The organism is Pseudotamlana agarivorans, from assembly GCF_001642835.1.
Lineage (GTDB): Bacteria > Bacteroidota > Bacteroidia > Flavobacteriales > Flavobacteriaceae > Pseudotamlana > Pseudotamlana agarivorans.
In genome coordinates this window covers 343,045-359,007 of sequence record NZ_LXEI01000001.1, presented here as the reverse complement: position 1 = coordinate 359,007, position 15,963 = coordinate 343,045, and the positions used below count along the sequence as shown (strand labels likewise).

10 protein-coding genes are annotated in these 15,963 nt (G+C 35.0%); 3 read left to right on the top strand and 7 right to left on the bottom strand.

Going from position 1 to position 15,963, the window contains the following annotated elements:
* Positions 1–407: 407 nt before the first annotated feature.
* Both A6I66_RS01500 and A6I66_RS01495 read left to right on the top strand, forming a co-directional pair.
* Positions 408–1,682 carry a ribonucleotide-diphosphate reductase subunit beta gene (locus A6I66_RS01500; RefSeq protein ID WP_067144956.1) on the top strand — a complete coding sequence of 425 codons (1,275 nt, stop codon included), beginning with the start codon at positions 408–410 and terminating at the stop codon, positions 1,680–1,682.
* A gap of 2 nt (positions 1,683–1,684) precedes the next feature.
* Positions 1,685–3,475, top strand: a complete 1,791-nt coding sequence (locus A6I66_RS01495; protein ID WP_067144955.1) for a ribonucleoside-diphosphate reductase subunit alpha — start codon at positions 1,685–1,687, stop codon at positions 3,473–3,475.
* A gap of 169 nt (positions 3,476–3,644) precedes the next feature.
* Here the strand turns inward: A6I66_RS01495 and A6I66_RS01490 are convergent, their stop codons facing one another.
* The 4 genes from A6I66_RS01490 to A6I66_RS01475 form a co-directional block, all read right to left on the bottom strand.
* The gene (locus A6I66_RS01490) at positions 3,645–4,475 is read right to left on the bottom strand and encodes an OmpA/MotB family protein (protein ID WP_067144954.1); all 831 of its coding nucleotides are present in this window, start codon (positions 4,473–4,475) and stop codon (positions 3,645–3,647) included.
* A gap of 81 nt (positions 4,476–4,556) precedes the next feature.
* On the bottom strand, positions 4,557–4,838 hold the full coding sequence (gene ppnP, locus A6I66_RS01485; RefSeq protein ID WP_067144953.1) for a pyrimidine/purine nucleoside phosphorylase: 282 nt from the start codon (positions 4,836–4,838) through the stop codon (positions 4,557–4,559).
* A 162-nt stretch (positions 4,839–5,000) separates the two neighbouring features.
* Positions 5,001–7,334, bottom strand: coding sequence for an inorganic phosphate transporter (locus tag A6I66_RS01480; protein WP_067144952.1), 2,334 nt, complete (start codon positions 7,332–7,334; stop codon positions 5,001–5,003).
* A 71-nt stretch (positions 7,335–7,405) separates the two neighbouring features.
* Positions 7,406–8,602, bottom strand: coding sequence for a porin (locus A6I66_RS01475; RefSeq protein ID WP_067144951.1), 1,197 nt, complete (start codon positions 8,600–8,602; stop codon positions 7,406–7,408).
* A 375-nt stretch (positions 8,603–8,977) separates the two neighbouring features.
* Between A6I66_RS01475 and A6I66_RS01470 the strand changes: the two genes are divergently transcribed.
* Positions 8,978–9,295 carry a toxin-antitoxin system YwqK family antitoxin gene (locus tag A6I66_RS01470; RefSeq protein ID WP_067144950.1) on the top strand — a complete coding sequence of 106 codons (318 nt, stop codon included), beginning with the start codon at positions 8,978–8,980 and terminating at the stop codon, positions 9,293–9,295.
* A gap of 200 nt (positions 9,296–9,495) precedes the next feature.
* On the opposite strand, the gene A6I66_RS01465 is transcribed toward A6I66_RS01470, so the two are convergent.
* The 3 genes from A6I66_RS01465 to glmS form a co-directional block, all read right to left on the bottom strand.
* A complete protein-coding gene (locus tag A6I66_RS01465; RefSeq protein WP_067144949.1) occupies positions 9,496–10,998 on the bottom strand; it encodes an SGNH/GDSL hydrolase family protein in 1,503 nt (500 codons plus the stop codon).
* 10 nt (positions 10,999–11,008) lie between these two features.
* Positions 11,009–13,813 carry a TonB-dependent receptor gene (locus A6I66_RS01460; protein ID WP_067144948.1) on the bottom strand — a complete coding sequence of 935 codons (2,805 nt, stop codon included), beginning with the start codon at positions 13,811–13,813 and terminating at the stop codon, positions 11,009–11,011.
* Positions 13,814–14,018: 205 nt separating this feature from the next.
* Positions 14,019–15,872, bottom strand: coding sequence for a glutamine--fructose-6-phosphate transaminase (isomerizing) (gene glmS, locus A6I66_RS01455; protein WP_067144947.1), 1,854 nt, complete (start codon positions 15,870–15,872; stop codon positions 14,019–14,021).
* Positions 15,873–15,963: the final 91 nt, after the last annotated feature.

Sequence of the window (15,963 nt, the reverse complement as noted above, 5' to 3'; positions counted from 1 at the left end):
ACTGTAAAAATCATTAAATTTTTTTGTAAACTTTTTGAAGTTTGAAAATATGTAAAACACACATTTGTAGAGTTTTAGGTGTTTTTTTGTGTAAACTTATTGATTTTTAGTGTTTTCATTGTTTGTTAAAAACTTGTTGAAAAGCTTTCTTCTTTTTTGTTAAAACATATCAATCATTTTACAATCTTTGTTCTGCTCAAAATACAAGAATAGAATCCTTTTTTTAGCCTGTTAATAAACTTGTTAAAAATGTATTTTGAAATCACCGAATACCTTTTTTAATAAATCTTAGCTTTAAAGAAGTCTTTTTACTCAATGGACTTTATAGCGAATGATGTTGAATTTAGTCGTTATTCGGGAATGTTAGTTGCTATATTAATTAAATAATCTAAATCAGCGCCACAACCATGGAGATTACCCACATTATTAAACGCGATTACGACACAACCCCTTTTGTGTTGGAAAAGATCACAAATGCCATTGAAAAGGCAATGCTTTCTGTAAATCACGGTACTCGTGAAGATGCAGAAGACATCTCAAACAAAGTGTTCGAAGGCCTTTTGGCTCGAAAAGCCTTAGATGCACGCTATGTGCCAACTGTAGAGCAAGTTCAAGATATTGTTGAAGATAAATTGATGGGTAGTGCCTTTCATGATGCAGCAAAGGCTTATATATTATATCGTGACGAACAAAATAGAAAGCGTCAAACAAATATTTTTGAAAAACGTATCAATTTAAAGCCTTATGAATATCCAGATTTATATGAATATGTAAATGCTATTAGACATTCATATTGGATCCATAGTGAATTTAATTTCACAAGTGATATTCAAGATTTTAAAACCGGACTAAGTTCAGTTGAAAAATCGGCTATAAAGAATACCATGTTAGCCATTTCACAAATTGAAGTTGCTGTAAAAACATTCTGGGGTGATATTTATCAAAAAATGCCAAAACCAGAAATTGGTTCGGTTGGAGCTACTTTTGCCGAAAGTGAAGTGCGTCATCATGATGCGTATTCTCACCTTTTAGAGATTTTAGGATTAAATTCTGAATTTAAATCTATAAAAAAGAAGCCGGTAATTATGCGTCGTGTACACTATTTAGAAACGGCACTTAAAAATTCTAAAAGTGAAAATATTCAGGAGTATGCTGAATCTATTTTGCTGTTTTCTTTGTTTATCGAGCATGTTTCTCTGTTCTCTCAGTTTTTAATTATTATGGCCTTCAATAAGCATAAAAATATGCTGAAGGGTATATCGAATGTGGTAGAAGCAACGTCAAAAGAAGAGCAAATTCATGGCGATTTCGGAATTGATGTTATAAATATTATAAAGAAGGAAAACCCGAAATGGTTTGGAGAAGAATACAACGAAAAAATCCAGGCTATTTGTAAAGAAGCTTTTGAAGCCGAAAGCGATATCATCGATTGGATTTTTGAAGAAGGCGAGTTAGATTTTCTTCCAAAAGATGTTATAAACGAGTTTATTAAAAATCGTTTTAATAACTCACTAGAAAGTATTGGTATAGGTAAAGTGTTTACTGTGAACGAAAAATTAGTAGCAGAAACCGAATGGTTTGATGATGAAATTATAGGTACCAAACACGGCGATTTCTTCGTGAAACGCTCAATCAACTACAGTAAAAGAACAAAAAGTATAACCAGCGATGACCTATTTTAATTATGAAAGTACAAACGAACCTCCAAGAATCTAAAACCGAAAAATCTACAAACTACGACGAATTAGTAAATGCTCGTAAAGAACAAATTAAAAAAGCAACGCAACAGGATGACGCTCCTGAATTTAAATGGTTAACTGAAAACAGTCGAAAATTTTTAGAATCGGGTTACTTAACCGATGGGACTACCCCTGAAGAACGTATTCGTGAAATTGCGAATCGTGCAGAAGAGATTCTACAAATTGATGGTTATGCTGATAAGTTTTATAAATATATGGCGGAAGGGTTTTTCTCTTTAGCTTCGCCAGTATGGTCTAACTTCGGTAAAAAACGTGGCTTACCTATTAGTTGTTTTGGTTCGAATATCGCTGATGATATGGGGAATATCCTTTATACCCAATCGGAAGTCGGTATGATGTCAAAATTAGGAGGAGGAACCTCTGGTTATTTTGGTAATTTACGTCACCGTGGGGCACCGGTAAAAAATAATGGCGTTTCATCTGGTGCGGTACACATTATGCAACTTTTTGAAAAAATGGTTGATGTGGTAAGTCAAGGTTCTGTTCGTAGAGGACGTTTTTCTCCGTATTTACCTGTAGAGCATCCAGATATTAAAGAGTTTTTAGAAATTGGTACCGAAGGAAACTCAATCCAAGAACTTACGCATGGTGTTTCTGTAACCGACAAATGGATGCAGGAAATGATTGATGGTGATGTTGATAAACGTTCTATTTGGGCAAAAGTGATTCAGCGTCGTGGTGAAATAGGTTACCCGTATATCTTCTTTAAAGATCATGCTAACAATCAAGCTCCAGAAGTTTATAAAGAAAACGATCATAAAATAGTAGCATCTAATTTATGTACTGAAATTATGTTGCCTTCAAATGATCAGTGGTCATTTGTTTGTGTATTATCTTCAGTAAATGTATTGCACTACGATAAGTGGAAGGATACCGATGCTGTTGAAACAATGGTGTATTTCTTAGATGCTGTAATTACAGAATTTGTTCAGAAATTAGAGGAGTATAGAGATTCTTCAGATTTAGAGGATAGACAAACGTTCATGTTTATGGAACGTGCTTATAACTTCGCGAAATCTAACCGTGCATTAGGTTTAGGTGTTTTAGGATGGCATTCTTTATTACAGTCTAAAATGTACTCATTTGATAGTGAAGAGGCATATAGTTTAAATAGTGAGATTTTTAAGTTAATTCAGGAGAAGTCGTATAAAGCCTCAGAAGAATTAGCAGAGTTATATGGCGAGCCGGAAGTTTTAAAGGGCTATGGAAGAAGAAACGCGACATTAAACGCGATCGCACCAACGACATCTTCAGCCTTTATTTTAGGACAAGTATCACAAGGTATCGAGCCAATCTGGTCTAATATCTATGTGAAAGATATCGCTAAGATTAAAACCACGATTAAAAATCCATTCTTAGAGCAATTGCTAGAAGAGAAAGGTAAAAATACACCTGAAGTTTGGCGTAGTATTCGTGATTACGATGGTTCTGTTCAACATTTAGATTTCCTTACAGAACACGAGCGTGATGTGTTTAAAACTTATTCTGAAATCGATCAGTTGGTTATTGTATATCAAGCTGCCAATCGTCAAAACCATATCGACCAAGGACAGTCGGTAAATATTATTGTGCATCCAGATATGCCTGTAAAAGATATAAATAATATTTATGTTACAGCATGGAAATTAGGGCTTAAATCATTGTATTACCAGCATAGTATGAATGCGGCTCAAAAGTTTAAACAGAAGAAAGAATGCGCAAGCTGTGAAGGCTAATCGTATTAACTTTATAGAGTTAATCTTTTAAATATTAAAACGTCTAAAACGCATGTTTTAGACGTTTTTTTTTTTGCTCAATGCTAATACACCTAGTTAAATAAAACAGAACGAGCCGCCCAAAAGGCAGCTCGTTCTGTTTTATACAATATTGTGGAAGTGCTATAAATTAACTTTCATCAGCCATTAAAGCAAAAAACTTATCAATATTCGGAAGAATGATGATACGTGTTCTTCTGTTTTTCGCACGGTTGTCAGAGCTATCATTATCTACGATTGGTTGATAGCTACTTCTACCTGAAGCAATCAGCTTTTCTGGAGCTACATTATATTTATCTTGTAGCTTTCTAACTACCGATGTGGCTCTTAATACACTAAGGTCCCAGTTATCTGCGATATGATCTGTATTGATGGTTCTAGAGTCTGTATGACCTTCAACCATAACATCTAAGCTTTCTTCAGAGTTAATAACATCAGCTAATTTTTTTAAGATAGGATCTGCTTTAGAGCTTAATCTGTAACTAGCTGTGTTAAAAAGCATGTCGTCAGCAATAGAAATCATAACCACAGTACCGTCAATACTCACACCAAAATCTTCTTCGTCATCTAATTCTGAAGAGTTAATTACTTTTTCAAGGTTATAAGCCACAGCTAAATTCATAGAATCTTTAAGTGTTTTAGCTTGACTTAATTTTTCTGCATCCACATGTGTTAATGTTTCACGCATTTTAATTTTAGCATCATTAGAAATGACCGTTCCGTTTTCTACAACATCAAGTTTTGTGTCATTTTCGGCTTGTAAAGATGAGATTTTAGAGTTGTAGGTTTCTACACGCTCCTCAATTCTGGCAAATTTCGCCTCTAAATCCTCTTTTTCAACTTTCGTTTTTTGTAATTCGCTTCTTATTTCCCCATTCTCATGTTCTAAAGCCAGATACTTTTTTTTAGATACACATGATAACGTTAGGCCTGCGAGTAGTAAAATCGAAATTTTCTTCATAATTATAGTTTTTGTTTAATGCATTTACGTACAAAAAAACTATATAGATTACGAAGAACTAAAATTTATGCGTTTAAACGATTATTTGTAGGTGCACAAGTATGAAGTTTGAGAAGATACTTTAACCTGAAATTTTTCGTTCGCGTCAATTTCGTAAGCTTCTCCAGCGCTAAAAGTAGCCCAATCTGTAGCGTTTGGTAATTTAACAACCATTTGGCCTTCGATAACTCTCATAGTTTCATGCTTAGATGTAGCAAACTCATATTCACCTGGGTTCATAACCCCTAAAGTTGAGTTACCTTCTGAAGTCGTGTAACCTAAAGATTTTACATTGTCGTTAAAATACGCGTTGTTTGAAATCATAAAATTATTTGTTTTTTGTTTTTATTGCCAACAAAGGTATAAGTTTTAATGAGCTGAGCGAAAATATTGCGGGTTTTTTAGGAAACACGATTTATGACATCAAAAAAAACACCCATGAAACAAGTGTTTTATGGGTGTTTAGTCGGTAATGAGGATTAAGACTTATTCTTCCTCGTCTTTAATTTTAATCGTTTGAACCGTATTGACTTCAGCTATTTTAGCAGGCTTAACCGAATCGTCATGTGCATGGTCGTATTCTTCTAAAAGACTCATTGTTGCCGATAACAAATCCTTAGTTTCTAATAATAAGCTAAAATATAAGGTTGTGTTTTTCGGACTAGATTCTTCTGTTCTTGTGCGTTCCACTTGCTTATGAATTTTTTCAGTAAGCAATTTAAATAAAGGTTCTTTACTTGTTAATATATGCGAAATCTTACTGAAGGATTGAGTTTCAAAAGCCTCTTTAGTATCATTGAAAAGTTGTTCTAAAATAACATCAACCTCCTTCAACTCTTTAATCTGATTGAATTTTAATTTTTTATGATTGTTATTAACGTGCTTATGAACCGCTTTAGAAATGTATTCTAAGGATTGTGTCATATCTTGTAAGTATCCTAAGATATTTATGTAAAAATCACTAGCGCCAATACTTGAATCGTCTAAGTTTTTAATAAAGTAGAAAATATTATCTCGCAGGCCTTCTACTTCTTGTGATAATTTAACAATTTGTTTGTTGTTCTTTTTCAGCATGACTAAATCTTGCTTAGCCAATCCGTTTATAGAATTTGTATAAATTTTGTTACCACGTTTAACCACGTTGGCAATGTTATTAGCGCTTTCGTGAATAACACCTTGGATAGAGCTGCTTTCTGCTTTTATTAAGCTATCTTCAGCTCTTAGCTCTTTTGATTTTTTGTTATGTACTATAGAGCTTCTTATTAATAGAGCCAAGGCTACTAGTAATAAAATTGGAAACATTAAACCAATATTCAAATTAAGTAAGTAGGCTACAAGTGCAGCTGCTGTAAAGGCACTAAAGGCCGTAAAAAACCAACCACCTATAACATTGATTACTCCCGCAACTCTATAAACTGCACTTTCTGCACCCCAAGCACGATCGGCTAAGGAACTACCCATGGCTACCATAAAAGTTACATATGTTGTAGAAAGCGGTAATTTATATGATGTTGCAATCGAAATAAGTACAGCAGCGACCATAAGGTTTACTGCAGCTCTAACTAAATCGAAAGCTGGTAATTCAATTTTTTTATCTTTTGAAACGTTAATTACAGGGGCTTCAAATTGCTTATCAATTTTCTCTTGCCATGATTTTGGAAGCATGTAGCCGAAAATCTGTGACATTAATACCGCCGTTCTTACAAAAATTCGAGATAAGAAGTTTGGTTGAAAGCGTTCTTTTGTTTCACTTTGGCTTGAAAGATCTAAAGAAGTTTTTACAACATTTTTAGCTTTTGTTGAAAACCAAAGCGTTAAAACCATAATCATACCTGCTAAAAAAAGAAGCCAGTTGTTTGTTGGAACCTTTTGAGCTAGAATGCCCATTGAAAATTCACTAGCTGGAACACCGGAGCTAGACCATGCGGTAAAGGCATTATAAGCAGCTACAGGAACACCTATAAAGTTTACGAGGTCGTTACCTGCAAACGCTAAAGCTAGAGCAAACGTTCCTGCTACAATAACTAATTTGTAAATATTTGATTTTAGAAAAATAATTAAGGCATAGGATAGTAAAGACCAAAAAGCAAAGTTAGCAAGCACTATAGAAACTACTTGTGTTTCTAAAAAGTGACTCATAGTATCACCACCAAAAATATCGAATGACTGACTCGCGTAGGAAGTGCCTTTCAGTCCCTTCATAAATATAAAATAGGTAATCGCCGTTAATGCAAACCCACCAAATAAAGCGCCTACCCAATTAGCCTTCTTTTCGAAGTTATAGGATAATAGAAGTCTCGAAAACCATTGGACAAAGGCACCCACTGAAAACGCGACGACTACCGAGAGTAGGATACCAAAAATAATTTGTGTGGCTTTAGAGGTGTTTATATAAGTGATAACATCAGAAAAACTTCCACCATCATGGCCAATTTTTATGAGAGCGATGGCCACTGCAGCACCTAAAAGTTCAAATACAATGGATACCGTAGTCGATGTTGGCATACCTATAGAATTGAAAAAGTCTAATAGGAGTATGTCGGTTATCATGACGGCGAGAAATATAATCATGATTTCGTCAAACATGAATTCCCCGGGATTAAATATGCCCTTTCTGGCTACTTCCATCATTCCGCTGGAAAAAACGGCTCCAACTGCTACGCCTAAACTGGCAACAATCATGATGGTTTTAAACGAAATGGCTTTAGATCCAATCGCCGAATTTAAAAAGTTTACTGCGTCATTACTAACCCCAACAACCAAATCAGCAATGGCTAAAATGGCTAATGCGATAATCATGTACAAATAGATGTTATCCATAGTATTTAATTGAAATAAGTTTGCAAATATCATGAGTATAAATGTGTGTTGTGTTACCTAATTGTTATGTTTTAGAAGTGTACTTCCATTTGTAATCTTGCTAGGATTTCATTGGTTCCACTGTAGGTTTTTATGTAACTTAAATCACTTTGAATTTTTAATTTATGCCCAACAATATATTTTGAAACCCCTAAGGTATACATATCTTTAGAGTTTTGCATAGTAAAAGCGCTCATATTTAAGTCAGTATAGCGTCCTGAGACTTCCCAATTTGAGGGGAATAAATAACCAGATTGGAAATTTAGAGCGTTCCCTGCTTCTACGATGTCTCCTGTTAGGCTACCATCAGTATTTTTAGCAAAAGGATCGTCGGCAGTACGATCGGCATATTCAAACATAAATGAAAAGCCTCTAAATTTAAACATGGCGTCTACAAATACCGTGTTTATATTTGTTTTATAGAGTGCATTGTTATTGTCAATAAACATATAACTTCCTTGGTTACTTCTGGTTCTAACCGCATCATGGTTAAATTCATAACTTGCGGCAATCGCGAGTTTAGGTGTAGGCTCTCGTTCTAAATCACCACCTTTATAATCGCCTTTATTTTTAAAATTTCCAAAAGGTAATACTTCGACACCACCAACATATTGAAGGCCACCTAAATTTCCGGTGGTAATGTTTCGTCCTTCTCCTAACGAAATGGATAATATTTCACGAAACACGACATTTCCAAAAGGATTAAAAAAATGTTTTAGCTGAAAACCAATATCTCTATCAATATTAAACTTGCCATTTAATAATGATCGGTCTACCAGTTGGAGATTTGCTGAAGAAATAATACGTTCTCTATTTCCTGGAAGTTTTCCTTGACCTACGCGTAGAATCATATTTTTGTAGAAGTTCCAGTCTACATAGGCATCCATAATAAACCTAGGAGAACCATGAGTAAAATCATCGGAACCTCCAGACATGTCTCTGTTAGAGAAGCCGGCTTCAAATTTATATTTTAATTTAGGGGAATACACAAAGCCATCTAGCTTTAGTCTAGAACGTCTTACTAAAAAATTTAGATCAGCTGGTTGGTTTTCTTTCCAACTTGAAAAGCCTAGGAGTTGGAAGCGTACTGCGAATTTCATCGTAAAAGTACTATCCTTTCCTGTAATATTGAAAATGCCTTTTCCGAATGTGCCTGTCTTAATTTCTTGTGCATTCAAAAATGTGCATACCAGAAACGCTACCCCTAGTAGGGGATATTTGATATTCATTAAAATTAGTTTTTGTCGGCGGCAAAGAACTAACTCTAATGTTAACCCAATGTTATGTAATTGTTAATATTAGAAACAGTAAAGACTGCCTTGGCCAGGGCAGTCTTCCTAGAAATCATAATAATGTAGTCGACAAAAACTAATAAATTATATGAAATACTATTTTGTCTTAAGACATGGCAAATATCCTTTTTATAGTTCATTTCAATGTAACTTGAATATTATGTAATTATTAATAAACTTATGTTAATGGGTTTTTGTAAATAATTTACAAACAACTAGTTATGGTTTCAATGTTAAATTAATGTTACGTAAAGATTGTCTAAATGTTAATAATATCGTATATTTGTGTTATAACATTAAAACCCCATAATTATGAAGAAATCAATTTTAATATTTTTCGCTTTGTTAATGACAGTGGTTTCTTTTGCGCAACAAAAGAGGGAATTAAAACTTAATAAAGAAACCAATTTAATCGATGTTGTTTATTATCATGACAATGGTGTTGTAAGCCAAACAGGGTCTTACACAGTAGATGGTAAATTACAGGGAGTTTGGTTAAGTTTTGACACTGAAGGCAAAAAAATTGTTTCAGCTAATTATGATAATGGTAAAAAAGTCGGCAAATGGATTCACTGGGTAGACGGTGTAGCCAAAGAAGTAGATTATAGTAAAAATGTTGCTTCACTTTAAAAGTAGCAACTTTGAGATACTAAAAAAAGCACTCTTTTATAGAGTGTTTTTTTTGTTGTTAGAGCTTATACATCATTAATCAGATTTATGATATAGTGGGTCTTCTAATAATATAAATTATAAAACTTCTTGTTTTAAAAAAAGCTCTAATACGATACGTATTAGAGCTTTTTTTGGGGTTAATCTAAAAGGTCTTAAATTTAATTCAGATCTTCTTCATGCAGCGTTGGAGCATATGATATAGGGAAGTCTGCAGCTTTCATTAAGTTCCCTGAAGCTTCAAAATTAGACCCATATGTAGTATCAATAGCTTTTAAAAAGGTATTTGCCATTAAGGCATACCCTCGTGCTGTTAAATGGATGCCGTCTAAACTTACGAGCCCTCCAAAGACCAAATCTGTATTTAGAAAATAATTATCAAAAGCAATTCCATTTGTAGAAGCTTCATCTAAAACACTTTGTAAATCAGCTAAAGCTAAGCCTTTTGTTTTGGCAATAGCTTCAATACTGGCGTTGTAGGCCATAGTAGCATCGTTAATTTCGGTTTGTTCTTCTGGTGTCAGTACAAATTTATCACCCATTGGGGTCGATACGCCTATACCTTTAGGAATCTCAGATGATGCTGTAAGTAAAATTAAGTCATCTGTTGTAGCTTGTCTTAAATTGATTAAAGCGGGGTTCAAGGCTGTTAGATCCCTTAAATCTTCATCAATAATAACCAAAGCATTATTTGGACCAGCAGAAAAGGAGATTGTCCGTTCAGCAATCTCAGCATCAGCCATTTCTTGAGTTAATGGGGTATTAGCTACTAAATACGCGTATGCTTGGGTAATTCCAGCGTTATAAGCGCCATAGCCGTTCATACTATTAAGTAAATCCGCTGTAGATTGATCCAAAGGAACGGGATTATGTGTTACGGTAGTGAAATTAGAAACACTTGTAATACTTGGTACATTTGCTATAGCTCCTTTAGCACCGTTTGCTGTGAGTTTGTTTATTAAAATTTCTAAAGAGGCGCTAAAAGTTGCAGCATCTGTGATAGGGTCTGAGCCGTCGCCACCAGATAACGCGTAACCAAGAACATCATTTGCGCCAACTTCAGATAAAGTGAAAAATGTAGGCTGTTGTGCAACTGCGTCATCAATAACGGTCGCAGTGGGTGCAGAAGCAATTCTTGCATAATAAGGGTTAGCGCCAGCATACCCAGGAGTTATTAAATGAAAACTTTTGGAACCTGGAATACCAAAATTATTAAAGTCACTACCAATATTAATTCCTGCTTCTGTAGTAATTGGTGGTACAGGTTTGCCTATTCCTTCTAAAAATTCATTTAAAGGTTGCGGACCAGGAATCTCGCTGTTAAATGTTAATCGGTATCCACGAACAGGCGTGCCGCTAACTAAAATACCTCCTGTGTCATCTTTAACTAGTGGTTGTAAAAAATCACCACCTCCAACTTTTTTGAATTGTGAGGCTAACATGTTTGGGAATGAATTTTCTTGGCCAGCAATAAATAATCCAAGGTCGGTATATCCAGCTGTAAGGGATGCGCCTACGGCTATGTATTTTGAAAAATTGGCATCACCAGCGGTTAATTCAGGAAGCGTCTCCTCGTTTACAGGAGGAACCACATCTTCTGGAGAATTGCAAGCCGAAATGCTCAATACGGCTAAAATTATCCCTATATATTTAGATTTAATCATAATAGTAAGTTTATAAGTTGTTAATAGTCCATGAGATGTAATACATAGAGCCTATAAATCCAGTTCCGTAAGCCGTGTAGTATTCGTCTCCTAGTAAGTTAGTGGCTCCTAATTTAAACGTCGATTTAAAGCTAGGAATTGTATAGTTTACCTGGGCATCTACCACGTGGTATTGTGGAATTAGTCCGTTTCCGAAAGTTGATTCCCAATAATAATCATCACTAAAACGATAAGCGATATTAAAACCAAGATTTTTAAAAATATTAGTGTTTCCAAAAGTCGCTTTGAATTTATGTTCTGGCGTGTTGAAATTTGTAGTGAAGTCTGGATATTTCTCCTCGTCGAAATCTAATTTAGCAAAGGTGTAGTTGGCGCCTAAATCGAAATTACCAAATACTTTTGTAGATACACCAATAGAAGCACCATACGATTTTACGGCTGCTTTAGAATTCGTATAAGCGTTGTAGGTTACATCATCACCGCGATTAAGTGCGTCTATAGACAGTGAATTATCACCAGCTTGACCGTATAAAGTCGATATCACGTATTCTTGTGCGATAAAATTTTTGTAGCTATTGAAGTAGGCGTTAAAATCTATAATAAAGCCTTTATGTTTACCACGATATCCAATTTCAGCAGAGGTCACCTGTTCAGGCTTGATTATATCTGGATTAGAAACCACCAAGTCGTTAACATCACCTGAAGCTTGATAAGCTAACACCGAATTTTCAGAGTAGGAGTTATGGTATGCAGCAGCACCTGTTTGCGTGATGGTACTTGGTTGTCCTGCTATTTGTCCGCTTCCACTAACATTATAATCACCAGAATAGCGGTCTAAGTTTGTTGGGGCAGAACCTATTAATACGGCGCGATTAGCATCTAGACCAATAAATAAATCCTGAGTGGTAGGGTTTCTAAACCCCGTTTGAACAGAAGCTCGGAAGTTGTGGTTTTTGTTTAAAGTTAAACCAGCCGATATTCTTGGAGAGAAGAATCCATCGAAAAACTCGGATTTATCATAACGAACAGATCCTGTTAGTTTCAGATCTAGACTTTCATTTAATTCTAGGTTTTTCTGAATTTGTGTATACATGCCATATTCGTAATAATCAATAGGACCATCGTAATCAGTGTATATGGTTCCGAAAGAGTTTAGACTGTATTGTCTAAAAGATCCACCAACTTGAATTTCAGCAAATTTTATGATTTCGCTAAAATTATAATTTCCATCAGTATGATAATATTTTGAAGCATCTTGAAATTTTGATCCGGTTAATAAATCGGGGTCATTAATACTTCTATTAAAAGCCTCGATATATTCTGGTGTACCTGGTTCAAACCTTCCTGTTTCTGCTTGCGCACGAGCAGCAGCATGGGCTTGGGCATCATTTGAACCACCTAAAGTTTCTAACACATAGGTACCAGCATATTCTGCAAACCAGTTTAAATCTGGTTTCCATGCTCTATTAATATTAATACCTGTGAAAACCATATCGTATGAATCACCTGCTTTATCAGCAACCAAATAACTTCTTAGGAAGAAATTTCTATTGCGTAATTCAATTTTATGTTGTTCTTGAAAAAAGTTGTCAATGTAGTAACGATTTAATCCTTGGTAAATGGTTGAACCTGTTCCCACTTTTCCGACGTATGAAACCTCAAAGTCATTTTCAAACGGACGGTAGTATAAGCCCCAGTCTGCCTTTATACTTTTAGCCTCATTACTAGTAAGATATTTTTCATTATAACCTGTTCTACTTACTTGTACAGAAGGAGCTAAAGTGCTTGCGCCAGCTGGTAAATATGGTTGCCCAGTTGCAGGATTGATTGCCGATTCTAATAAAATAGCAACTTGTTTTAGGTTTTGAGATACTTCATCACCATAAACGTTAATACCGTTATAGTTTAGATCGGTTTCTCTAGTGCCTCCTTCCATGTTTCTGTCTACTTCACTAGTGGCTGCCCAATCTGTACCTTCTAAGTATCCAAAATTAACTTTAGCTGCAAATTTTTCGCTAAACTTATGAGCGGCTCGTATGCTTAAATCTGTATAAGGATTTGTACCAGCAGCTTCTTGAGAAGTAACTCCTCTTTTAAGTGAAGCACTTAATCCTTGATATTCGAATGGGTTTTTACTGCGCATAAATAGAATACCGTTAAAGGCGTTTGCTCCGTATAAAGCCGAAGATGCTCCTGGGAGAAGTTCGACACTTAGTACATCGGTTTCTGTCATACCAACTAAGTTACCAATAGGGAAGTTAAGGGCTGGTGTAGAGTTATCCATACCATCTACAAGTTGCATAAATCTGTTGTTTGAAAAAGTTGCGAAACCCCTTGTGTTGACAGATTTAAAAGTTAGTGAGTTAGTGTTGACGTCCACACCCTTTAAGTTTTCTAATCCGTCATAGAAATCTGCTGAAGCTGTACTTTTAATCTCTTTTAGACCGATACGTTCCACAGTCACCGGAGATTCGAAAATACGTTCAGGGGTTCTTGAAGCTGAAATAACAACTTCATCTAATGCTGTTCCTTCTGTCAATACGAAATTTATAGTTTCATTATTTGTACTAACTGTTTTAGTAACGGTTTCAAATCCAACGCTGCTGGCTTGAATGGAGAAGGGTGGATCTTGAGAGTAGTTTAAAATAAATTTACCATCAAAATCGGTAACGGTACCAACAGCGGCACCAACCACAATGATGTTAGCCCCTGGAATTGGTAAATCACCATCATCAACTACAGTTCCTGAAATGATTGTTTGTCCGTAAGTTAAGCTACAAATAAACAGCAAAATTAGTGGGAGAATTTTTTTCATTTAGTTTGTTTAGTTTAGGTTAAAAATAATAATCAGCAAAAGAACGAAATAATGTCCATTGTTAAAAATATAAAAATCTATGTATGCATAATAAAATATCGTAAAAAAAAGATGATTTTTTTGTGAAATAAACACTTTTAAACAGAAAAATGCCATGATTTCAATAAATCATGGCATTTTTAAATAATGTTATTTACGTTATTGTTTATTCAACAGTTACTGATTTTGCTAAATTTCGCGGTTGATCCACATTTTTATCTAACATAACAGCAATGTGGTATGATAGGAGTTGTAAAGGGATTGTTGTCAGTAAAGGTGAAAGAGATTCTAGAGTTTCAGGAACTTCAATCACATGATCAGCTAAGCCTCTAACTTGGGTATCACCTTCCGTTACGATACCAATAATTTTTCCTTTTCGGGATTTAATTTCTTGAATGTTGCTTACCACTTTTTCGTAATGTCCTTTTTTAGTCGCAATTACAGCAATAGGCATGTTTTCATCAATTAATGCAATAGGTCCGTGCTTCATTTCGGCAGCAGGATATCCTTCAGCATGTATATATGAAATTTCTTTTAGTTTTAAAGCGCCTTCAAGTGCTACAGGGAAATTATAGCCTCGACCTAAGTACAAAAAGTTTTTGGCGTCTTTGTAAATTTTAGAAATGACTTTAATGTTATCGTCCGATTCTAAGGCTTTTTCAACTTTTTTAGGTATTAATTCTAATTCAAGAAGATGGGTTCTAAAATCGGAACTACTAATAGTTCCTTTAGCACGTGCAAGTCTTAAAGCGATTAGAGTTAAAACGGTAATTTGAGTTGTAAAAGCTTTTGTTGAAGCAACACCAATTTCTGGACCAGCATGCGTATATGCTCCTGCATCCGATTCGCGAGCAATAGAAGAGCCAACAACATTACATACTCCAAATACAAAGGCTCCCTTTGATTTAGCAAGTTTAATAGCTGCTAAGGTGTCGGCCGTTTCTCCCGATTGGGAAATGGCGATAACCACATCGTCTTCATTAATTACAGGGTTACGGTATCTAAATTCAGAAGCGTATTCTACTTCGACAGGTATACGTGCTAAATCTTCAAATATATATTCTGCAACTAAACCAGCATGCCATGAGGTTCCACAGGCCACAATAATAATGCGATTGGCATTAAGAAACTTTTTCATATTATCTTCAACACCTGCCATTTTAATAATGGCTTCGTTTCTTAATAAACGTCCTCTATAGGTATCGGTAATGGCTTTAGGTTGTTCATGAATTTCTTTAAGCATGAAATGGTCAAAACCACCTTTTTCAATTTGCTCTAAGTTAATCTGTAATTCTTGAACGAAGGTTTCTACTACAGAATCATCCTTGATTTTTCTAATTTTAATGCCTTTATGGAATCTAATAATGGCCATTTCCTCATCTTCAAGATACACGGCGTTTTTAGTGTATTCTAAAAACGGAGACGCATCACTTGCGATAAAAAATTCATCATCATTATCTCCAATTCCAATAGCTAAAGGGCTGCCTAGACGCGCAACAACAATTTCTTCAGGTTTGTTTTTATCGAAAACTGCAATGGCATAGGCACCAATAACTTGGTTTAATGCCACTTGAACGGCTTTACCTAGTTTAAGATTGTCTTGCTTTTGAATTTCTTCAATTAAGTTTACAAGTACTTCAGTATCAGTATCAGACTTAAATGTGTATCCTCTCGATATTAATTCAAGTTTCAACGATTCGTAGTTTTCAATGATTCCGTTATGGATAATAACTAGATTACCTGAATTTGAAACGTGAGGGTGTGAATTTACGTCATTTGGAACGCCATGTGTAGCCCATCTTGTGTGTCCAATTCCAACATTACCAGTAGTGGTTATCTCTTTCTCAACTTGTGCCTCTAAATCGGCAACTTTACCTTTAGTTTTTGAAACTTTTAAATCTTTACCATCAAATAATGCAATTCCAGCACTATCATATCCTCGGTACTCTAATCGTTTCAAACCTTCTATTATAATTGGGTAGGCTTTTCTAGGTCCAATATATCCAACAATTCCGCACATATGTTATATTTTGATATTGAAGTTAATAATTCCTGACAAATATGTAAAATAAAGCGTAATGAATCACATTTATTATGTGAAGCTTTCATTT